The following is a 21255-nucleotide window of genomic DNA, read 5'->3' as shown; positions in this document are numbered from 1 at the left end:
GGAACGATTCTGCACCCTCACACACCTCCACAGCGGGGCTATGGACATGCCATGTCCGCGCCGCCTTAACTCGCGGTCAACATCAACGCCGCCCCCGGTCGACCCCACGCGACCGGGTGCGCCCGCATGAGGAGACCGATGAGTCGGATACGTCATGTCCGCGGTTCCCGTCTCGCCCTCGCCGGTGTGGCCGTCACCGGCACCACCGCCCTGCTGGCCGCCGTCCTCTCCCCGGCCGCCGGCGCGGCGGACCGGCCGACCAGGTCGAGCGCGATCGAGGACGCGGAGGCGGTGCTCGCGGACCGGGCCGGCGCCCTGGGCCTCACCTCGGCCCAGGAGACGAAGGTCCGGGACGTCGTCGTCGACGAGGACGGCACCCGGCACGTCCGCTACGACCGCACCTACCACCGGCTCCCGGTCCTCGGCGGCGACTTCGTGCTCCACCTGAACCCGGACGGCTCGTACCGCGGCACGAGCCGCGCGACGAAGTCCGCGCTCTCCCTGGCGAGCGTCACCCCGAAGGTGACCGCCCCCAAGGCCGCCGACCTCGCGGCGAACCTGCTGCGCGCCGCGCACCTCGGCGAGACCCTGAAGAAGCTGACCGCCAAGCCGCGGCTGGTCGTCGACGCCCTGCACGGCGCCCCGAAGCTGGCCTGGCAGACCGACGCGGTGGCGCACGACGAACTCGGCAACCCGGTCGGGCGCACCGTGCTGACCGACGCGACGACCGGCGCCCGGATCGACGCCTGGGACTCCATGGAATCGGCCTCGGGTGACGGCAAGTCCCTCTACGGCGGCACGGTCCCGCTGGAGACGACGGCGTCCGGCTCGTCGTACCAGCTGAAGGACGCGACGCGCGGCGGCACATACACCGGCGACGCCGAGAACAAGACGGACAAGTGCCTGCTGACCGTCTGCCTGACCCGCGCCCCCGCGACGCTCTTCACGGACGCCGACAACCAGTGGGGGACCGGCACGACCGCCGACCGGTCCACGGTGGCGGTGGACGCCCAGTACGGCACGGACGTCACCTGGGACTACTACAAGAAGGTCCACGGCCGCGCCGGCATCGCAGGCGACGGCAAGGGGTCCTTCAACCGCGTCCACTACGGCAAGGACTACAACAACGCCTTCTGGGACGACAACTGCTTCTGCATGACGTACGGCGACGGCGACGGCAAGCTCATGGGCCCGCTGGTGTCGCTGGACGTCGCCGGGCACGAGATGTCCCACGGCGTCACCTCGAAGACGGCGGCGCTGACGTACTCGGGCGAGTCCGGCGGCCTGAACGAGGCCACGTCGGACATCTTCGGCACGCTGGTGGAGTTCCACGCGGCCAACGCCGAGGACCGGGGTGACTGGCTCATCGGCGAGAAGGTCGTCCGCTCCGGCCTCGGACGGGAGGCCCTGCGCTTCATGGACAAGCCGTCCAAGGACGGGAAGTCGGCGGACTGCTGGAGCGAGGGGCTCGCCGACCTCGACGTGCACTACTCCTCCGGCGTCGGCAACCACTTCGCCTACCTGCTCGCGGAGGGCAGCGGCAAGAAGTCCGTCAACGGCGTCAGTTACAACTCCCCGACCTGCGACGGCTCCACGGTGGCCGGCATCGGCCGGGCCAAGATGGGCAAGATCTGGTACCGCGCGCTGACGGTCTACATGACGTCCTCGACGGACTACGCGGCCGCCCGCACGGCGACCCTGAACGCGGCGAAGGACCTCTACGGCAGCGGCAGCACCGAGCAGAAGGCGGTGGCCGCGGCCTGGAACGCGGTCGAGGTGAGCTGAATCCCTACGGCCGGACCGCCTCCAGCCGCACCGCGCACGCCTTGAACTCCGGCATCCGGGAGGTCGGGTCGAGCGCGGGGTTGGTGAGGGTGTTGGCGCGGCCCTCGCCCGGCCAGTGGAAGGGCATGAAGACGGTGTCGGGCCGGATGGCGTTCGTGATCCTCGCGGGCGCCACGGCCCGGCCCCGCCGGGACACGACGGCCACCGGATCACCCTCGGCGGCCCCGAGCCGGGCCGCCAGCCTCGGGTGCAGCTCCACGAACGGCCCCGGCGCGGCGGCGTTCAGCTCCGCCACGCGCCGGGTCTGCGCCCCGGACTGGTACTGCGCCACGACCCGGCCGGTGGTCAGCAGCACCGGGTACTCGTCGTCCGGCTCCTCGGCGATCGCACGGTGGGACACGGGGACGAACCGGGCCCGGCCGTCGGGGGTGGCGAAACGGTCGAGGAAGAGGCGGGGCGTGCCGGGATGCACGGCCGGTGCCTCTCCGACGGGAACGGCGTCCTCGCCCTCGTCGACCGACTCCACCGCCGCCGGACACGGCCAGAACACCCCGTTCTCCTCCGCCAGCCTCCGGTAGGTGATGCCCGAGTAGTCCGCCGCCCCGCCCGCGGACGCCCGGCGTAGTTCCTCGAAGACCTCCTCCGGGTCCGTCGGGAAGCCCTTCTCCACGCCCAGCCGGGCGGCGAGTTCGTGCAGCACCTCCAGGTCGCTGCGGATGCCGTCGGGCGGGGTGATCGCCCGGCGCCGCAGCAGGACCCTGCCCTCCAGGTTGGTCGTCGTGCCCGTCTCCTCGGCCCACTGGGTGACCGGCAGGACCACGTCCGCGAGCGCCGCCGTCTCCGACAGCACCACGTCACAGACCGCCAGGAAGTCCAGCGACCTGATGCGCTCCTCGATGTGCGCGGCACGCGGCGCCGACACCACCGGGTTGGACGCCATCAGCAGCAGCGACCTGATGTCGGTGCCCAGCGCGTCCAGCAACTCGTACGCACTGCGCCCCGGGCCGGGCAGGCTGTCCGGGTCCACCCCCCACACCTCGGCGACGTGCGCCCGCGCGGCCGGGTCGTCGAGCTTGCGGTAGCCCGGCAACTGGTCGGCCTTCTGGCCGTGTTCCCGCCCGCCCTGCCCGTTGCCCTGGCCGGTCAGGCAGCCGTACCCGGACCGCGGGCGGCCCGCCCGGCCGGTCGCCAGGCACAGGTTGATCCACGCGCCCACCGTGTCCGTGCCCTTGGACTGCTGCTCGGGCCCCCGGGCGGTGAGCACCATCGCCGACTCCGGCTCGCAGAACATGCGCACGGTCTCACGGAGTTGAGGAACGGACACCCCCGTGATCCGCTCCACGTACTCCGGCCAGTGCGCCATCGCCGCGGCCCGGGCGTCCTCCCAGCCGGACGTGCGCTCCCGGACGTACTCCTCGTCCACCCGCCCCTCGGCGATCACCAGGTGCAGCAGGCCCAGGGCGAGGGCCAGATCCGTGCCCGGCCGGGGCGCCAGGTGCAGGTCCGCCTGCTCGGCGGTCTTCGTGCGGCGCGGGTCGATCACGATCAGCGTGCCGCCGTTCTCCTTCAACTCGGTGAAGAACCGCAGCGACGGCGGCATGGTCTCCGCGAGGTTCGACCCGACGAGGATCACACAGCCGGACTTCGGGATGTCCTCCAGCGGGAAGGGCAGCCCGCGGTCGAGACCGAACGCCTTGATGCCGGCGGCCGCCGCCGACGACATGCAGAAACGCCCGTTGTAGTCGATCTGGGAGGTGCCGAGCACGACCCGCGCGAACTTGCCGAGCGTGTACGCCTTCTCGTTCGTCAGCCCGCCCCCGCCGAACACCCCGACCGCGTCCGGCCCGTGCTCCGCGCGCGTGCGGCCCAGTCCGGCGGCGATCCGGTCCAGCGCCTCGTCCCAGGAGGCGGGCACCAGCGTGCCGCCCTCGTCGCGCACCAACGGGGAGGTCAGACGGACGCCCGGCGCGAGCACCGCCGCGGCCGTACGGCCCTTGCCGCACAGGGCGCCGCGGTTCACCGGGAAGTCCGCGCGCTCGCTCACCTCGACGGTCCCGTCCGGCACGGGCGTCAGGTTCATCCCGCACTGCAGGGCGCAGTACGGACAGTGCGTGGGCGTCACGGTGCTCTGCATACCGTTCAGCGTGCGTCGGCCGTGTTACGCCCGGGACGGTTCCCTGTTACGCGGCCGGGACGGCAACCTCCCCGCCCCCGCCCCGCCCGCGTGAGGGCACACGCCTCCCCACCTCAGGTCGTCGCCGACCGCCACGGACGTTGCCTGCGGGACGAGAAACGCCACATGTGGCTCATTGCGTTCCTTTCTTGGCCGATCAGGCCTCGTTGAGTGTTGAAGCAACAGCACTACGCTCTCGCTACGCGCAGCGCTCGCACGACTCCGCACGGCGTTCGACCCCCGGGCATGCCCGCCACTCACGGCTGCATCCACCCGCGGCTCCACCGCAGGTGGCACATCCGACCTCGAAACAGCCAGGAGGCCACCCGATCATGCCTCTGCGCCACTTGACCCCCCGCGACCAGCAGCTCTTCCGGCAGTACGGCCGAGGCCCCACCGTCCCCGTCCCCGACCCGCTCCTGCACCACGCCGTCGCCCGGCACGCCACGGTCACCCCGCACGCCGTCGCCGCCGAACACCAGGGCTCCCGCATCACCTACGGCGAGCTCGACCGGTACGCCGGCGCCCTCGCCGCCCGCCTGGTCCGCGAGGGCGTGCGCCCCGGCGACCACGTCGGCCTGTTCGTCCGCCGCTCGATCCCGATGCTGGTCGGCCTGCTCGGCATCCTGAAGGCCGGCGCCGCCTACGTCCCGCAGGACATCGGCCTCGCACCCCCGGCCCAGCTCACCCACGTCATCCGCACCGCCCGCACCCGGATCGTCCTCACGGTCGCCGAACACGCCCGCCGCGTCCCCCTGCCGGACGGCCATCTGCTGCTCCCGCTCGACGAGCCGCTGCCGTACGCCCCGGCCCCACGCGTCCGCGTCACCGGCGACGACGGCTGCTACGTCCTGTTCACCTCCGGCACCACCGGCCGCCCCAACGGCGTGAAGGTCACCCACCGCAATGTCGCCAACCTCCTGCTCACCGCGCCGGGCGGTCTCGGCGTCCGGCCCGGCGACCGCGTCGCCCAGCTCCTCAACATCGCCTTCGACATGGCCGCCTGGGAGATCCTCGGCTGCCTCGCCCAGGGCGGCACGCTCGTCATCCGCGGCAAGGACCTCGCGGCGGCGGCCCGCACGGCGGACGTGCTCGTCGCGACCCCGACCGTGCTGTCCGGCCTCGACCCGGCCGCCTGCCCGCGGGTGCGCACGGTCGCCGTCGCGGGGGAGCCCTGCCCGCGCCCGCTGGCCGACCGGTGGGCCCGGCAGGCCGCCTTCTTCAACTGCTGCGGCCCGACGGAGACGACGATCGTCAACACGATGAGCCGCCACGACCCGTCCGCCCCGCTGCTCACCATCGGCCGCCCCACCCCCAACAACACGGTCTACGTCCTCGACGCCGACCGCCGCCCCCTGCCGATCGGCGAGGTGGGCGAGATGTGGGCCGGCGGCGACTGCGTCTCCGCCGGCTACCTCGGCGACGACGCCCTCAACGCCGAGCGCTACGCCCCCGACCCGTTCCTGGGCGGCGGCCGGCGCATGTTCCGCACCCGCGACCTCGGCCGCTGGACCGCCGGCGGCGAGCTGGAGCACCTCGGCCGCACCGACGACCAGGTCAAGGTGCGCGGCTTCCGCGTCGAGCTGGACTCCGTCTCCTCGGTCCTGGAGTCGGCCGCCGGCTGCACCCGGGCCGTCACCCTGAAACGCGACGCCCGCACCCTGGTCTCCTTCGTCTGCCCGGCGGACGTCGACCCGGACGCCGCACGCCGGGCCGTCGCGGACGCCCTGCCGTACTACTGCGTCCCCGAGCGGATCCTGCCGCTGGCCTTCCTCCCCGAGACCGACCGCGGCAAGGTCGACAAACAGGCGCTGCTGCGCATGATCGAGGAGCGCGTGGCGGTGGCGCGATGACCACGTCCCCTCCCCGCAGCCATCAGGCGACCGGCGGGCTCCCGCCGCTCCTCCCGGGCCCCCGCCGCCTGCTCAAGCACCCCCGCCTGATGCACTACAACCGGCTGGCGGCCCTGGTCCTGCTGGCCAACGCGGTCTTCGCCTGGGCCTGTTGGCCCCTGGCCACACCCGCCCTCGGGCACGCGGCCCTCGCCAACCTCGCCCTCGCCGTCGTCGTACGCCAGCAGTACGTGATCAACTTCCTCTTCCGGCTGGCGACTTCGGCGCCGACGAGCTGGCCGCTGAGGGTCCGCTGGACGCTCGGCAAGGTCTACCACTTCGGCGGACTGCACGTCGGCGGGGCGCTGGCGGGCACGGCCTGGTTCCTAACGCTGACGATCACGACACCGAGCGGCCCTCTGATGACCGTCGGCTGGGCCCTGATCGCCCTCCTCGCACTCGTCATCGCCACCGCACTGCCACCCTTCCGCTCCCGCCACCACGACCAGTTCGAGAAGATCCACCGCTTCGGCGGCTGGGCCGCCCTGGCCCTGTTCTGGACGCACACGCTGCTGTCGTCGCCGGGCCCCTGGGAGGTCGGCGTGCTCACGGTGGTCACCTTCAGCGTCGCCCTGCCCTGGCTGCGGCTGCGCAAGGTGGACGTCCACCTCGAACGCCCCTCCTCCCACGTGGTGCTGGCCCGCTTCGACCACGGCGAGACCCCTTTCGCGGGCTCGTCCACCGCGATCAGCCGCAGCCCGCTGAAGGAATGGCACTCCTTCGCCAACGTCCCCTCGCCCGGTGAGCCGGGCTTCCGGCTCACCGTCTCCCGGGCCGGCGACTGGACCGGCTCCTTCATCGACGACCTGCCCGCAAAGGTGTGGGTCAAGGGCATCACCACGGCCGGCGTCGCCAACATCGAGGTCCTGTTCACCAAGGTGGTCTACGTCGCCACCGGCAGCGGCATCGGCCCCTGCCTGCCCCACCTGCTCGCCGCCCAGGTGCCCTCCCGGCTGGTCTGGGCGACCCGCGACCCCCGCGCGACCTACGGCGACGCCCTGGTCGACGAGATCCTCGCCGTCCAGCCGCATGCCCTGGTCTGGGACACCTCCCGGCACGGCAAGCCCGACATGGTGCGCCTCGCCCACGACGCCTACCGGGAATTCGGCGCCGAGGCGGTCATCTGCATCTCCAACAAGAAGCTGACCTGGCAGGTGGTCCACGGTCTGGAGCGGCGGGGGATTCCCGCGTACGGCGCGATCTGGGACTCGTAGAAGGGGATGTCGATGAACAACCTGAAGCTGGAGCGGGACGGCCGGGTGGTGACCGTACGTCTGCACCGTCCGCACGTACGCAACGCGTTCAGCTCGGAGCTGCTGTCCGAACTCCTCGACATTCTACGCCCGTTGGACGCGGACCCCGAGGTGGGCTGCTTCGTCGTCACCGGCTCGGACACGGTCTTCGCGGCCGGCGCCGACATCAAGGAGATGGCCGGGAAGTCGGCCGTCGACATGGCGGCCGAGGACTACTTCGCCGGCTGGGAGGAGTTCGCGGACCTCCGCACCCCGAAGATCGCGGCCGTCAACGGGCACGCCCTGGGCGGCGGTTGCGAGCTGGCGATGATGTGCGATCTGGTCGTCGCGGGGGAGTCGGCGGTCTTCGGCCAGCCCGAGATCAAGCTGGGCGTGATTCCCGGCATCGGCGGCACCCAGCGGCTGACCCGTCTCGTCGGCCGGGCCAAGGCCATGGACTTGATCCTCACCGGCCGCACGATGGACGCACGGGAGGCTGGACGCTGCGGTCTCGTCTCCCGCGTGGTCCCGGACGACCGGGTCCTGCCCGAGGCCCTCGAAGCGGCGACGGCGATCGCCTCCTACGGCCGCGCGGCGGTCAGGGCCGCCCGCGAGTGTGTCGACCGGGCCCTGGAAACCGGCCTGCGCGACGGTGTCCGCTTCGAACGCCGCGTCTTCCACGCCCTGTTCGCCACCGACGACCAGAAGGAGGGGATGACGGCGTTCCTGGAGAAGCGCCCCCCGCGCTTCCAGGGACGCTGACGCAGACCCGCTTACGGGAGAGGGTCTTCGGCTGTCGCCAAGGCCCTCTCCACACCCGGCTCCCGCGGCCCGAGGAACCGCGGGTCCGGCCGGAAGGCCGCGTCCAGCGCGGCCTTCCCGGCGGCGAGGATCTCCCGGGCACCCCCGTAGTACCAGGTCGCGTCGTGCACGGCGTCCACCCCGACCCCGTACGACTCGACCCCGGCCGCCCGGCACAGTGCCACCGCCCGCCGGATGTGGAAGCCCTGGCTGATCAGCACCGCCTCGTCCACCCCGAAGATCTTCTTCGCGCGCACGCAGGAGTCCCAGGTGTCGAACCCCGCGTAGTCGCTGACGATCCGTCCGTCGGGCACCCCGTGCCGCGTCAGGTACACGCGCATCGCGTCCGGCTCGTCGTAGTCCTCGCGGCTGTTGTCCCCGGTGACGAGCACCACCTTCACCCGCCCCTCCCGGTACAGCCTCGCCGCCGCGTCGAGCCGGTGCGCGAGATACGGCGAGGGCTCGCCGTCCCACAGCCCGGCACCGAACACCACGGCCACATCGGTACGCGGCACATCCGCCGCCGTACGCAGCCCGTCACCCGCCACGGTGTACATCCACGTCGCCGGGAGCAGCGCGAGCACGCACCCGGCCATCACGGCCTGCACCAGCCGCCGCTGCCCCCGCCGGGTACGCGGCAGCCGCGGTCTGCGGAACGTCACACGACGCATCGGACGGTCCCTCCCAGGTCGGCCTCTCGACAGTCAGGGACGTCCTCCCGGGCCGCCCGGTTCATCCGCAGCCGGGTGACCAGCTTCACTCGATTCACCGAAACCGCAGGTCACGCCACCTCACACACCCCTGTCCCACATCGTGAAGCGCTGGAAAACACGCGTGACGCCCAGGCAACGGGAAGGCAACGTGGCGCCGCGACCATCGGTACATGCCCAGTCAGCTCAGCCTCGTCCCGCCGCCCGCCCCGCGCCGCCCGGCCGCGCCCGCCCTCGTGGTCGTGGCGCACGGCAGCCGCGACCCCCGCGCGCTGAGCACCGTGAGCGCACTCCTCGACCGGGTCCGGGCCCTGCGCCCCGACGTGCCGGTGCACCTGGGCCACATCGAACTCAACGCCCCCCTGCTCCCCGACACGCTCGCCGCCCTCGGAGACAGGGAGGCGGTCCTCGTCCCCTTGCTCCTCAGCCGCGGCTATCACGTCAAGCAGGACATCCCCGAGATGGCCGCGGCCTCCGGGGCCCACACCCACCTGGCGGCACCCCTGGGCCCCCACCCCCTCCTGGTGGACGCCCTCCAGGCCCGCCTGCTGGAGGCCGGCTGGGGCGCGACACCCCGACGCACCAGCGCTGTCGTCCTCGCCGCGGCGGGCTCACGCGACCCGGACGCGAAAACGGACACCGCCCGCACGGCCCACCTCCTGGCGGCCCGCCTCGGCGTCCCCGTCATCCCGGCCTACGCCTCCGCGGCGACCCCGACCGTCCAGACGGCCGTCCGCACCCTGATCGCGAGGGGCCGCCACCACATAGCCCTGGCGTCCTACTTCACGGCCCCCGGCCGCTTCGCCACGGAGTGCGCGCAGGCGGCCCCCTGGATTGCGGCGGCCCCCCTGGGCACGCATCCCGCCATGGCCCAGCTCCTCCTGCACCGCTACGAGGAAGCGCTGACGGCGGCTGCCGAACCGGCACTGGCCTCGGCCTGAAACGGGGCGTGGGGTCGCGTCCTCAGGGGCGTGGGGAACTGCGCGACAAGCCACGACGAGCCCGCACGCGCCACACCACCGGACTCGGCACACGCGACGGCGCACAGCGAACCCGTGCCCGTACTGTCGACACATGGCAGGCACCGCACAGAACCCCCCGGCCTACGACCCGACGTCAGTCGACCGCTGGGCCCCGGAACCCGACAAACGCCCCGGCCGCACCGCCTTCCAACGCGACCGGGCCCGCGTCCTCCACTCCGCCGCCCTGCGCCGCCTCGCCGGCAAGACCCAAGTGGTGACGCCCGGCACCAGAGGCCCCGCCTGGGACGCCAGCCCCCGCACCCGCCTGACCCACTCCCTCGAATGCGCCCAGGTCGGCCGGGAACTGGGCGCGGCCCTCGGCTGCGACCCGGACCTCGTGGAAGCGGCCTGCCTCTCCCACGACCTGGGCCACCCGCCCTTCGGCCACAACGGCGAACAGGCCCTCAACGAGTTCGCGTCGGACTGCGGCGGCTTCGAGGGCAACGCCCAGTCCCTCAGACTCCTCACCCGCATCGAGCCCAAACGGTTCACCCCGGAGGGTTCCGTCGGCCTCAACCTCACCCGGGCGGCCCTCGACGCCGCCACGAAGTACCCCTGGCCCCGCGGCGCCCACCCCACCGACCCGGCCTCGAACAAGTTCGGTGTCTACGACGACGACCGCCCGGTCTTCGACTGGCTCCGCAAGGACGCCCCCGGCACCCGCGCCTGCTTCGAGGCGCAGGTCATGGACTGGTCCGACGACGTGGCCTACTCGGTGCACGACGTGGAGGACGGCCTGCACGCCGGTCACATCGACCCGAACTGCCTGCACGCCGACCCCGAACGCCGGGACGTGTTCGAGGTCGCCCGTGGCCGGTACGTGCCCGCCGACACCGACCCCGCCGAGCTCGCCGAGGCCCTGGACCGGCTCCTCGCCCAGGAGTGGTGGCCGCACGGCTATGACGGCACCGCCGTCGCCCAGGCCCGCCTCAAGGACGCCACCAGCCAGCTCATCGGCCGCTTCTGCCTGGCCGCCGAGACGGCGACCCGCACCGCCTACGGCGCCGGGCGGCTCACCCGGTACGCCGCCGAACTGGTCGTCCCGCGCGAGACCCGGATGGAGTGCGCCGTCCTCAAGGCCGTCGCCGACCTCTACGTCATGCAGCGCGCAGAGCAGGAGCGGCTGCGCGCCGACCAGCGGATCGTCGTCGCCGAACTGGCCGAGGCGCTCACCGCCCGCGCCCCGGACGGCCTGGACCCGCAGTTCCGCGCCCTGTTCGACCGGGCGGCGGACGACCGGGCGCGCAAGCGGGTGATCGTCGATCAGATCGCGTCCCTCACCGACACCGCCGCCCGTTCGCTTCACGCCCGTCTGACGGGGCAGGCGTGAGACTGACGCGGCGGGCGGGACGCGAGCACCCCCGAATGTGACCCTGCGTGGCCTGATCGGGTCACTCCCTCTTCCCGCATCACGCTCCGTGCGGGACGCTCGCAAGTGGCGACATCCGCTGTGTTCTCTGGGGAGACACCCCCAGACCCCGGTAGGAGGCATCAAGTGGTCGACGCGGATCAGACATTCGTCATCGTCGGAGGCGGACTGGCCGGCGCGAAGGCGGCCGAGACGCTCCGGGCGGAGGGTTTCACCGGCCGCGTGATACTGATCTGCGACGAACGCGACCACCCCTACGAGCGCCCGCCCCTGTCCAAGGGCTACCTCCTCGGCAAGGAGGAACGCGACAGCGTCTTCGTGCACGAGCCCGCCTGGTACGCGGCCAACGACATCGAGCTGCACCTCGGCCAGACCGTCGACGCGATCGACCGCACGGCGAAGACGGTCCGCTTCGGCGAGGACGGCACCGTCGTCCGCTACGACAAGCTGCTCCTGGCGACCGGCGCCGAGCCCCGCCGCCTCGACATCCCGGGCACGGACCTGGCCGGCGTGCACCACCTGCGCCGCCTCGCCCACGCCGAGCGCCTCAAGCACGTCCTGACCAACCTCGGCCGGGACAACGGCCACCTCGTCATCGCCGGCGGCGGCTGGATCGGCCTGGAGGTCGCGGCGGCGGCCCGCGAGTACGGCGCGGAGGTCACGGTCGTCGAGCACGGGCCGACCCCGCTGCACGGCGTGCTGGGCCCGGAGCTCGGCGGGCTCTTCGCGGAGCTGCACCGTGAGCACGGGGTGCGCTTCCACTTCGGCAGGCGGCTGACGGAGATCGTCGGCCAGGACGGCATGGTCCTCGCGGCCCGCACGGACGACGGTGAGGAGCACCCGGCGCACGACGTGCTGGCGGCGATCGGCGCGGCCCCGCGCACCCACCTGGCGGAGGCGGCGGGCCTGGAGATCGCCGACCGGGCCCACGGCGGCGGCATCGTCGTCGACGACCGGCTGCGCACCTCCGACCCGGACGTCTACGCGGCAGGCGACGTCGTCTCCTTCCCGCACCCCCTCTTCGGCACACGCGTGCGCGTCGAGCACTGGGCCAACGCCCTCAACGGCGGCCCGGCGGCCGCGCGCTCCATGCTGGGCCACGACGTGACGTACGACCGGGTGCCCTATTTCTTCTCCGACCAGTACGACCTGGGCATGGAGTACTCCGGCTGGGCGCCCCCGGGCAGCTACGACCAGGTGGTGATCCGCGGGGATGCCGGGAAGCGCGAGTTCATCGCGTTCTGGGTGAAGGACGGCCGGGTGCTGGCCGGGATGAACGTCAATGTGTGGGACGTCACGGACAAGATCCAGCGCCTGGTCCGGTCGAAGGCCCGGGTGAACACGGAGTCGCTGGCGGACCCGCACGTGCCGCTGGACGGCCTCGTCGCCTAGCCGTCGGGACTGTCGGTCCGTCCCCGTGCTGCAATTCCCGGGGGGCAACCCCCGGACCCCCGGCCGGAGAGCCCTCTCGCCCTGGGAGTGTCGGTTCGGCCCCGTAGAATCACCTCGTGGCTGGACGGATCAACGACGAGGACGTGAAGGCGGTACGGGACGCGGTCCCGATCGACGCCGTGGTGTCCGAGTACCTCCAGCTGCGCAACGCGGGCGGCGGAAACCTGAAGGGTCTCTGCCCGTTCCACGACGAGAAGTCCCCGTCCTTCCAGGTCAGCCCGAGCAAGGGGTTCTTCCACTGCTTCGGCTGCCAGGAGGGCGGCGACACCATCACGTTCGTGATGAAGATCGACCACCTCTCCTTCTCGGAGGCGGTCGAGCGCCTGGCCGGCCAGGCGGGCATCACCCTGCGCTACGAGGAGGGCGGCTACAACCCCTCCCACCAGCGCGGTGAGCGGATCCGCCTGGTCGAGGCCCACAAGATCGCCGCCGACTGGTACGTGGAACAGCTCGCGACCAGCCCGGAGGCCGACACCGGCCGCCAGTTCCTCGCCGAGCGCGGCTTCGACCAGGCCGCCGCCCAGCACTTCTCCGTCGGCTACAGCCCCCAGGGCTGGGACCACCTCACGCGCTATCTGCGCGGCAAGGGCTTCACCGACAAGGAGCTGATCCTCTCCGGCCTCTCCCAGGAAGGCCGCCGCGGCCCCATCGACCGCTTCCGCGGCCGCCTGATGTGGCCCATCCGCGACATCGGCGGCGACGTCGTCGGCTTCGGCGCCCGCAAGCTCTACGAGGCGGACAACGGCCCGAAGTACCTCAACACGCCCGACACGGCGATCTACCGGAAGTCCCAGGTCCTCTACGGCATCGACCTGGCGAAGAAGGACATCGCCAAGGCGTCCCGCGCGGTCGTCGTCGAGGGCTACACGGACGTCATGGCCTGCCACCTCGCCGGTGTGACGACGGCCATCGCCACCTGCGGCACCGCCTTCGGCGGCGACCACATCAAGATCCTCCGCCGGCTGCTCATGGACAACGGCTCGGCCCGGGTCATCTTCACCTTCGACGGTGACGCCGCCGGCCAGAAGGCGGCCCTGCGCGCCTTCGAGGACGACCAGAAGTTCGCCGCCGAGACGTACATCGCCATCGCCCCGGACGGCATGGACCCCTGCGACCTGCGCCTCGCCAAGGGCGACGAGGCCGTCGCCGACCTCGTCGAACCCCGCACCCCGCTCTTCGAGTTCGCGCTGCGCCAGATCGTGAGCCGCTACGACCTCGACACCCCGGCCGGCCGCGCGTCCGCGCTGGACGAGGCCGCCCCGATCGTCGCCCGCATCAAGAACAGCGGCGCCCAGCACGAGGTCGCCGTCCAGCTCGCCGGCATGCTCGGCATCCTCGACACCCAGTTCGTGGTCAAGCGCGTGGCCCAGCTGGCTCGCTGGGCCCGCGACCGCGGCGGCAAGGGCCCGGCCCCGGAGCGGCACCGCCAGGGGCAGCAGTACGCCGGCCCGCCCCAGCCCGCCGCCTCCCGCGGCCCGGCCCTGAACCTCCGCAACCCCGTCTTCGCCACCGAGCGGGAACTCCTCAAACTCGCCCTCCAGCGACCCGAGTTGGTCTCCCCTGCCTTCGACGCCTACGGCGTGGACGAGTTCACCGCCCCGGCCTACGCCGCCGTCCGCCAGGCCATCCAGGACGCGGGCGGCGCCGAACTGGGCGTGGCCGACCCCCAGGACTACCTGGTCAAGGTCCGCGAGGCCGCCCCGGACGACGCGGTCCGCGCGATGGTCACGGAGCTGGCCGTCGAGGCGATCATGCTGCACAAGGGCGTGAAGGGTGCCGACGAGGTCTACGCGGGCGCCCAGTTGGTGACGGTCCGCCGCCGGGCCGTCGAGCGCCGGATCCGCGACATCACGGGCCAGCTCACCCGCCTGGGCACCCACGGCGACCCGGCCCAGCTCGCCGCCGTGCAGAACGAACTGTGGGTCCTCCAGCAGTACGACCAGACCCTCCGGGAGCACGGCGCCGCCGCGCTCTGACGCCGGTCAGGGCTCGATCCCCTCGAACGTCGGCGTCACCGCCCGCACCAGCCGGCCGGCGAATTCCCGCTCGTCGTCCCGGAAGCGCGGGTACTCGGTGACGAAGTGGTTCCACTCCACGTACCCGACGGCCTCCACCACGTCCTCCAGCAGGATCTTCTCGCGGTAGGCGTACGGCCACTCGCCCGACAGCCGGAACACCTCGTGCAGCAGCTCGTAGCGCAGCGGGTGCCGCTCGGCCAGCAGGACGGCGTCGTACAGGTCCTTGCCCTGGGCGTGCACGTCGTTGATCACCCACATCAGCTTCCACGCCAGCGACAGCTCCGGCGTCGCGGCCTGGACGAGCGCACCGCCCGGCAGCTCGACCGGCTCGGGCTCCTCGGGCAGCCGCTCGTTGAAGACGAAGTCGAGCTGGACGTGGCCGCCGGGCAGGCCGGGCGCGCCCCAGGGGAGCACCATGCGGCGGCCGGGCACGCGGTCGTAGGTCCAGATGTCCTCGACCACCGCGCCGCGCGCCGAGATCCCGACCTCCCGCCCCCGGGCATCGGCCAGCTCCTGCGCCGCCTCCGCGATCCCGGTCAGCATCCGGTCCGTCCGGCCGTCCTCCATCCGCCAGGTGTGCGGTACCACGACGAAGTCCAGGTCGCCGGGCTCGCGGGCGGCCTCCCCGAACCACGCCGACATCAGCACGCTGCCGCGCAGCACCAGCGAGTCCACCCACTCCGAGCCGGACATCGCGGCCAGAACCAGATGCAGGGCCCGGCGGCGGGCGGCTCGCCACGCCTCGCCCCGGGTCGGGTCGGCGAAGCGCGGGTCGGTGGCCCGGTAGGCGTTCTGGTGGTGCTTCAGGGCCGGGTCGAAGACCGGGAGCTGCGTCACGTCGTCCCCCGGTACGGGCCGCAGCGTCTTCGGCAACCGCTCCGCCCTGCGAGTGGCGTCGTCCAGCGGCTCGCGGGGAATCTCCGGGCTTTGCCAGCCGAACCGCTCCCACGCCGTCCCGGTCATGTCCGTACCCCCATCGATTCCTCCAGCCATCCGTCGTCCAGCGACATGTCACTGTCGTGGAGCACGAACTCCCTTTCCACGCCCAGTACTTCGAGGTCACGCAGCTCGGTGAGCAGTCGCTCCAGCGCCCGGCCGGCACCCTCGGCGTCGACCGCGCGGCAGCGCTGGGTCACGAACCGCTCGTGCCGTGGGCCCCGCACCCGCCGGGCGTTCCACGACAGATGGGCGCCGTGCGGCACGACGCACGCGCCGAGGGCCGAAAGGTCCGTGCCCGAGTCGAGCAGCAGCTTCACGTGGTGCTCGAAGTACAGTCCGCCGCCGCACGGTTCGCGCGGCACTTCCGGCGCCCACGGCGACGACTCGATCTTCACGCGCACCGGTTCAAAACCGTCCGCCCGCAGGCGCGCCGCCACGTCCCGCGCTCGAGCCGCTTCCCGGGCGTACGACGGCGAACCGGACAGGGTGAGCATCGGCTGTTCGCGCATCCGTCCCCTGGCCAGCACGATGTGCGTGAGCTTGAACCCGCCCGCGGCCGCCCAGCGGCGCAGCCGCGCGGACTCGCCGGGACCAGCGCAGCGGACCGTCACATGTGATTCGTACAGGGAAGCGGACATCGGCCGATCGTCGCAGACCGGGGACGCGTGTGGCATCCGGGTTTCCCACGAGGGGCGACCACGCGGTCACGCACCGGAAGCAAAAAGTCATCGCACGCCCCTCGTGGCGACGATGTGTCTTACCCCACACTGGGTTCCGGTGCCTGAGTCCTCGGAGCGCGGCCGATCCGTCACCGACGGGTCCCAGACCCCCGCGGTTCCGCTCATCGCGTACGGGACGGAAAGCGGCGAGGCCGCCGACTCCGCCCCCGAAGTACCGCTGCCGTCCTCCTTGGCAGCGATCATCCTGGAGGTCGCCCCCGTGCAGACCCAGACCCTCACCCAGACCGGCGCCGGTGCCGCCCCCGGCGCGGACGGCACCGCGCCGGACGCGGAGGCCGACGCCCTGTCCGCCGTTCCGGCGCAGAGCCGCGCCGTGCACCACCCGGAGTCGGAACCGGAACCGGAGGAGCCGCCCGCCGAGGCCGTCGAGGAGGCTGAGCCCCCCGAGGTCGTCGTACCGACGCCGACCCGTACCGAGTCCGGCGGACCCTCCTCGGACCTGTTCCGCCAGTACCTGCGGGAGATCGGCCGCATCCCCCTGCTCACCGCCGCCGAGGAGGTCGAACTCGCCCGCCGCGTCGAGGCCGGCCTGTTCGCGGAGGAGAAGCTGCGGCTCACTCCCGACCTGGACAGCCAACTCGCCCTGGACCTGGACCGGCTCGTCGTCATGGGCCGCATGGCCAAGCGCCGCCTGATCGAGGCCAACCTGCGCCTGGTCGTCTCGGTCGCCAAGCGCTACGTCGGCCGCGGTCTGACCATGCTCGACCTCGTCCAGGAGGGCAACCTCGGCCTGATCCGGGCGGTCGAGAAGTTCGACTACGCCCGCGGCTACAAGTTCTCCACGTACGCCACGTGGTGGATCCGCCAGGCCATGTCCCGCGCCCTGGCCGACCAGGCCCGCACGATACGGGTGCCGGTCCACGTCGTGGAGCTCATCAACCGGGTCGTCCGCGTCCAGCGCCGCATGCTTCAGGAGCGGGGCTACGAGCCGACGCCCGAGGAGGTCGCGGCCCACCTGGAGCTGCCGCCGGAGCGGGTCAGCGAGGTCCTGCGCCTCGCCCAGGAGCCGGTGTCGCTGCACGCGCCCGTGGGGGAGGAGGACGACGTCGCCCTCGGCGACCTCATCGAGGACGGCGACGCGGCCAGTCCCGTCGAGTCGGCCGCGTTCCTGCTCCTCAGGGAGCACCTGGAGGCGGTCCTGTCGACGTTGGGGGAGCGGGAGCGGAAGGTCGTCCAACTCCGCTACGGGCTGGCGGACGGCCGCCCCCGCACCCTGGAGGAGATCGGCCGCATCTTCGGCGTGACGCGGGAACGGATACGGCAGATCGAGTCCAAGACCCTCAACAAGCTGAGGGACCACGCCTTCGCGGATCAGCTCCGGGGCTATCTGGACTGATGCCGTCCGCGGGCCCGGTGCGGGCTGGTCGCGCAGTTCCCCGCGCCCCTGAGAGGGCGTCAGCTGCACGTACTCAAGCGGGGAACTGCGCAACCGAATCAGTCGACCTCGGCCACCGCCTGCGCGAACTGGGCCTGGTACAGCCGCGCGTACGCACCGTCCGCCGCCAGCAGCTCCCCGTGCGTCCCCTGCTCCACGATCGACCCGTTCTCCATCACGAGGATCGCGTCCGCGTCCCGGATCGTCGACAACCGGTGGGCGATGACGAACGACGTACGCCCGTGCGCGAGTTTCGCCATCGCCTTCTGGATCAGCACCTCCGTCCGCGTGTCGACCGAGCTCGTCGCCTCGTCCAGCACCAGGATCACCGGGTCGGACAGGAACGCCCGCGCGATGGTGATCAGCTGCTTCTCTCCCGCGCTGACTCCCGTCCCCTCGTCGTCGATCACCGTGTCGTACCCGTCCGGCAGCGTCCGGATGAACCGGTCCGCGTGCGCCGCCCGGGCCGCCTCCTCGATCTCCCCGCGGGTGACCTCCCGGGAGGCGCCGTACGCGATGTTCTCCGCGATCGTGCCGCCGAACAGCCAGGTGTCCTGCAGCACCATGCCGATCCCGGCCCGCAGTTCGTCCCGGGACATCCGCGCGATGTCGACGCCGTCGAGGGTGATGCGCCCGCCGGTGACGTCGTAGAACCGCATCAGCAGGTTCACCAGCGTCGTCTTGCCGGCGCCCGTCGGGCCGACGATGGCCACCGTCTGCCCGGGCTCGACCTTGAGCGACAGGTCCTCGATGAGCGGCTTGTCGGGGTCGTAGCGGAACGACACGTGCTCCAGCGCCACCAGCCCGCGCAGCTCCTCGGGGCGCACGCCCGGCACCGGGTCGGCACCCTGCTCCTCCGCGTCGAGCAGCTCGAAGACCCGTTCCGCCGAGGCGACACCCGACTGCACCAGGTTCGCCATGGACGCGACCTGCGTCAGCGGCATGGAGAACTGCCGCGAGTACTGGATGAAGGCCTGCACGTCACCGATCGACAGCGAACCGGAGGCCACCCGCAGCCCGCCGACGACCGCGACCAGCACGTAGTTGAGGTTCGACACGAACATCATCAGCGGCTGCATGACCCCGCTGTTGAACTGCGCCTTGAACCCCGCCTCGTACAGCGCGTCGTTCTGCTCGGCGAACTGCTGCGCCGACTCCTCCTGCCGCCCGAACACCTTCACCAGGGAGTGCCCGGTGTACATCTCCTCGATGTGCGCGTTCAGCTGCCCCGTCGAGCGCCACTGCTGCACGAAGTGCGGCTGCGACCGCTTGCCCACGCGCGTGGCCACGACGAACGACAGCGGCACGGTCACCAGCGCGACCAGTGCCAGGATCCAGGAGACGTAGAACATCATCGCGAGCACACCGATGATGGTCAGCACGGAGTTGATGAGCTGCCCCATCGACTGCTGGAGGGTCTGCCCGATGTTGTCGATGTCGTTCGTCGCCCGGGACAGCACCTCACCGCGCTGGCGCTTGTCGAAGTACGACAGCGGCAGCCGCGACAGCTTCGTCTGCACGTCCTCGCGCATCCGGAACATGGTCCGGTTCACGGCCCGGTTCACCAGCCGCGTCGCCACCGCCATCAGCAGCCCGGCCACCGTGAACACACCCAGCGCCAGCAGCAGCACATGCCCGACGGCCGTGAAGTCGATGCCCTCGCCCGGGGTGAAGTCGGTGCTGCGCAACATGTCGGCGACATCACCGTCCCCGCGCTGCCGCATGGAGTCGAGGACCTGCTCCTTGCTCGCCCCCTCCGGCATGCCCCGCCCGACGATGCCCGCGAAGACCAGGTCGGTCGCCTTGCCGAGGATCTTCGGCCCGACGACGCTGAGGGCGACGCTGAGCACCACGCACAGCAGCAGCACGTAGATGGTCACGCGCTCCGGCCGGAACCGCGCGACGAGCCGTTTGCCCGACCCCTTGAAGTCGAGCGAGCGCTGGTCGGGGCCGCCCCCGGCCATCATCCGCCCCATGGGCCCCGCCATCAGGCAGCCTCCGCTTCCGTGAGCTGGGAGAGCACGATCTCCCGGTAGGTCTCGTTGTCCGCCATCAGCTCGTGGTGCCGTCCGGTGCCGACGACCCGGCCCTCGTCGAGGACGACGATCCGGTCGGCGTCCCGGATGGTCGCCACCCGCTGCGCCACGATCACCACGGTCGCCTCGGCGGTCTCCTGCCCCAGCGCGGCCCGCAGGGCGGCGTCCGTGGCGTAGTCGAGCGCGGAGAAGGAGTCGTCGAAGAGGTAGATCTCGGGTCGCTGCACCAGCGTCCGGGCGATCGCGAGCCGCTGCCGCTGACCACCGGAGACGTTCGTCCCGCCCTGCGCGATCGGCGCGTCGAGCCCACCCTCCAGCCGCTCCACGAAGTCCTTGGCCTGCGCGACCTCCAGCGCGTGCCACAGTTCCTCGTCGGTGGCGTCCGGATTGCCGTAGCGCAGGTTGGTCGCCACGGTCCCCGCGAACAGGTACGGCTTCTGGGGCACCATCCCGACGGTCTTCGCGAGCAGCGCGGGCTCGATCTCCGCCACCTCGACCCCGTCGACGAGCACCTGCCCGTCGGTGGCGTCGAACAGCCGCGGGACCAGCCCGAGCAGCGTGGACTTGCCGCTGCCGGTCGAGCCGATGACGGCGGTCGTCTCACCCGGCCGGGCCACCAGGTCAACGGCCCGCAGCACCGGCTCCTCGGCACCCGGATAGCGGAAGCCCGCCCCGCGGAGCTCCAGATGACCGTGCCGGCGCAGCTCCCGCACCGGCGCCGACGGCGGCACGACGCTGGAGGAGGTGTCCAGCACCTCCTGGATGCGCTCGGCACACACCTCCGCGCGCGGCACCATCATGAACATGAAGGTGGCCATCATCACGGACATGACGATCTGCATCAGATAGGCCAGGAACGCCGTCAGGTCACCGATCTGCATCCCGCCGCTGTCGATCCGGTGCGCGCCGAACCACACCACGGCGATCGACGACAGGTTCACCACCGTCATGACGATCGGGAACATCAGCGCGAGCAGATTGCCGGTGCCCAGGGCGAAGTCGGTGAGGTCGGTATTGGCCTTCCGGAAGCGCTGCTGCTCGTACTCGTCCCGGACGAAGGCGCGGATCACACGGTTGCCGGTGATCTGCTCGCGCAGCACCTGGTTCACCGAGTCCAGCCGCTCCTGCATCGCCCGGAACAGCGGCCGCAGCCGCCGCACGATCAGCGTCACGCAGATGCCCAGCACCGGCACGACCGCCACCAGCACCCCGGACAGCGGCACGTCCAGACCGAGCGCCAGCACGATGCCGCCCACGCACATGATCGGCGCCGACACCAGCAGCGTGAACGTCATCAGCGCCAGCATCTGCACCTGCTGGACGTCGTTCGTCGTCCGGGTGATCAGCGACGGCGCCCCGAAGTGACCGACCTCACGCGCGGAGAACGACTGCACCCGGTCGAACACGGACGCCCGCAGGTCCCGGCCGACCGCCGACGCGGTACGGGCGCCGTAGTACACGGCACCGATGTTGCACACGACCTGGACCAGCGAGATGCCGATCATCAGCCCGCCGTAGCCCAGGATGTAGCCGGTGTCGCCGTTCACGACACCCTGGTCGATGATGTCCGCGTTCAGCGTGGGCAGGTAGAGCGTGGCGCACGTCTGCAGGAACTGCAGCAGCACCAGCAGAGCGATGGGTCTCTTGTAGGGCCTGAGATAGGTCCGCAGAAGTCGTATGAGCACACTGCTTCTCTCGGAGTGGGCGACGG

The 21255-nt window shown here is 71.8% G+C and carries 15 protein-coding genes; 9 read left to right on the top strand and 6 right to left on the bottom strand.

Going from position 1 to position 21255, the window contains the following annotated elements; translation table 11 throughout:
• Positions 1–138 precede the first annotated feature (138 nt).
• Positions 139–1785, top strand: coding sequence for a M4 family metallopeptidase (locus tag AB0G20_RS01770; RefSeq protein ID WP_361294217.1), 1647 nt, complete (start codon positions 139–141; stop codon positions 1783–1785).
• 4 nt (positions 1786–1789) lie between these two features.
• Here the strand turns inward: AB0G20_RS01770 and AB0G20_RS01765 are convergent, their stop codons facing one another.
• Entirely contained in the window at positions 1790–3919 is a 2130-nt protein-coding gene (locus tag AB0G20_RS01765) for a molybdopterin oxidoreductase family protein (RefSeq protein ID WP_361294214.1), read from the bottom strand.
• Between the two features lie 371 nt (positions 3920–4290).
• Here AB0G20_RS01765 and AB0G20_RS01760 point away from each other — a divergent pair, with 371 nt between their 5' ends.
• The 3 genes from AB0G20_RS01760 to AB0G20_RS01750 are packed head-to-tail and all read left to right on the top strand — an operon-like array spanning position 4291 to position 7844.
• Positions 4291–5811 (top strand): amino acid adenylation domain-containing protein, encoded by a 1521-nt coding sequence (locus AB0G20_RS01760; protein ID WP_361294212.1) that lies wholly within the window; start codon positions 4291–4293, stop codon positions 5809–5811.
• Positions 5808–7064, top strand: coding sequence for a hypothetical protein (locus AB0G20_RS01755; protein ID WP_361294209.1), 1257 nt, complete (start codon positions 5808–5810; stop codon positions 7062–7064). Before AB0G20_RS01760 ends, AB0G20_RS01755 begins: the two co-directional genes overlap by 4 nt.
• 12 nt (positions 7065–7076) lie before the next feature.
• Complete coding sequence (locus tag AB0G20_RS01750; protein WP_361294206.1) at positions 7077–7844, top strand: enoyl-CoA hydratase-related protein; 768 nt, start codon at positions 7077–7079, stop codon at positions 7842–7844.
• 11 nt (positions 7845–7855) lie between these two features.
• Here AB0G20_RS01750 and AB0G20_RS01745 read toward each other — a convergent pair whose 3' ends face one another.
• Positions 7856–8554, bottom strand: a complete 699-nt coding sequence (locus AB0G20_RS01745; RefSeq protein ID WP_361294203.1) for an ElyC/SanA/YdcF family protein — start codon at positions 8552–8554, stop codon at positions 7856–7858.
• A 212-nt stretch (positions 8555–8766) separates the two neighbouring features.
• On the opposite strand from AB0G20_RS01745, the gene AB0G20_RS01740 reads away from it, so the two are divergent.
• The 4 genes from AB0G20_RS01740 to dnaG all read left to right on the top strand — a co-directional run bounded on the left by AB0G20_RS01740 (position 8767) and on the right by dnaG (position 14412).
• Positions 8767–9534: a sirohydrochlorin chelatase gene (locus tag AB0G20_RS01740; RefSeq protein WP_361294200.1), complete on the top strand. Its 768-nt coding sequence runs from the start codon at positions 8767–8769 to the stop codon at positions 9532–9534.
• Between the two features lie 133 nt (positions 9535–9667).
• The gene (locus AB0G20_RS01735; protein WP_361294197.1) at positions 9668–10945 is read left to right on the top strand and encodes a deoxyguanosinetriphosphate triphosphohydrolase; all 1278 of its coding nucleotides are present in this window, start codon (positions 9668–9670) and stop codon (positions 10943–10945) included.
• 165 nt (positions 10946–11110) lie between these two features.
• A complete protein-coding gene (locus AB0G20_RS01730) occupies positions 11111–12376 on the top strand; it encodes an FAD-dependent oxidoreductase (protein WP_361294194.1) in 1266 nt (421 codons plus the stop codon).
• Between the two features lie 116 nt (positions 12377–12492).
• Entirely contained in the window at positions 12493–14412 is a 1920-nt protein-coding gene (gene dnaG / locus AB0G20_RS01725; protein WP_361294191.1) for a DNA primase, read from the top strand.
• A 6-nt stretch (positions 14413–14418) separates the two neighbouring features.
• Here the strand turns inward: dnaG and AB0G20_RS01720 are convergent, their stop codons facing one another.
• Positions 14419–15417 carry a nucleotidyl transferase AbiEii/AbiGii toxin family protein gene (locus AB0G20_RS01720; protein ID WP_361294188.1) on the bottom strand — a complete coding sequence of 333 codons (999 nt, stop codon included), beginning with the start codon at positions 15415–15417 and terminating at the stop codon, positions 14419–14421.
• Positions 15414–16031, bottom strand: a complete 618-nt coding sequence (locus AB0G20_RS01715; RefSeq protein ID WP_361294185.1) for a hypothetical protein — start codon at positions 16029–16031, stop codon at positions 15414–15416. The genes AB0G20_RS01720 and AB0G20_RS01715 overlap by 4 nt, the downstream gene beginning before the upstream one ends.
• 139 nt (positions 16032–16170) lie before the next feature.
• On the opposite strand from AB0G20_RS01715, the gene AB0G20_RS01710 reads away from it, so the two are divergent.
• Positions 16171–17469: an RNA polymerase sigma factor gene (locus tag AB0G20_RS01710; RefSeq protein WP_361294182.1), complete on the top strand. Its 1299-nt coding sequence runs from the start codon at positions 16171–16173 to the stop codon at positions 17467–17469.
• A 98-nt stretch (positions 17470–17567) separates the two neighbouring features.
• On the opposite strand, the gene AB0G20_RS01705 is transcribed toward AB0G20_RS01710, so the two are convergent.
• Entirely contained in the window at positions 17568–19496 is a 1929-nt protein-coding gene (locus AB0G20_RS01705; RefSeq protein WP_361294179.1) for an ABC transporter ATP-binding protein, read from the bottom strand.
• Positions 19496–21229: an ABC transporter ATP-binding protein gene (locus AB0G20_RS01700; protein ID WP_361294176.1), complete on the bottom strand. Its 1734-nt coding sequence runs from the start codon at positions 21227–21229 to the stop codon at positions 19496–19498. The genes AB0G20_RS01705 and AB0G20_RS01700 overlap by 1 nt, the downstream gene beginning before the upstream one ends.
• Between the last annotated feature and the right edge of the window lie 26 nt (positions 21230–21255).

The sequence above is a fragment of the Streptomyces sp. NPDC024017 genome, assembly GCF_040638895.1.
GTDB lineage: Bacteria > Actinomycetota > Actinomycetes > Streptomycetales > Streptomycetaceae > Streptomyces.
The sequence above is the reverse complement of the archived record's forward strand: the minus strand, read 5'-3'. Positions and strand labels throughout refer to the sequence as shown.

Excerpts from the sequence above, each read along its gene's own strand:
- AB0G20_RS01755 (WP_361294209.1), top strand. The coding sequence starts at position 5,808 with ATGACCACGTCCCCTCCCCGCAGCCATCAGGCGACCGGCGGGCTCCCG.
- AB0G20_RS01735 (WP_361294197.1), top strand. The coding sequence starts at position 9,668 with ATGGCAGGCACCGCACAGAACCCCCCGGCCTACGACCCGACGTCAGTC.
- AB0G20_RS01745 (WP_361294203.1), bottom strand. The coding sequence starts at position 8,554 with ATGCGTCGTGTGACGTTCCGCAGACCGCGGCTGCCGCGTACCCGGCGG.
- AB0G20_RS01705 (WP_361294179.1), bottom strand. The coding sequence starts at position 19,496 with ATGGCGGGGCCCATGGGGCGGATGATGGCCGGGGGCGGCCCCGACCAG.
- AB0G20_RS01720 (WP_361294188.1), bottom strand. The coding sequence starts at position 15,417 with ATGACCGGGACGGCGTGGGAGCGGTTCGGCTGGCAAAGCCCGGAGATT.
- AB0G20_RS01760 (WP_361294212.1), top strand. The coding sequence starts at position 4,291 with ATGCCTCTGCGCCACTTGACCCCCCGCGACCAGCAGCTCTTCCGGCAG.
- AB0G20_RS01765 (WP_361294214.1), bottom strand. The coding sequence starts at position 3,919 with ATGCAGAGCACCGTGACGCCCACGCACTGTCCGTACTGCGCCCTGCAG.
- AB0G20_RS01740 (WP_361294200.1), top strand. The coding sequence starts at position 8,767 with ATGCCCAGTCAGCTCAGCCTCGTCCCGCCGCCCGCCCCGCGCCGCCCG.
- AB0G20_RS01750 (WP_361294206.1), top strand. The coding sequence starts at position 7,077 with ATGAACAACCTGAAGCTGGAGCGGGACGGCCGGGTGGTGACCGTACGT.
- AB0G20_RS01770 (WP_361294217.1), top strand. The coding sequence starts at position 139 with ATGAGTCGGATACGTCATGTCCGCGGTTCCCGTCTCGCCCTCGCCGGT.
- AB0G20_RS01715 (WP_361294185.1), bottom strand. The coding sequence starts at position 16,031 with ATGTCCGCTTCCCTGTACGAATCACATGTGACGGTCCGCTGCGCTGGT.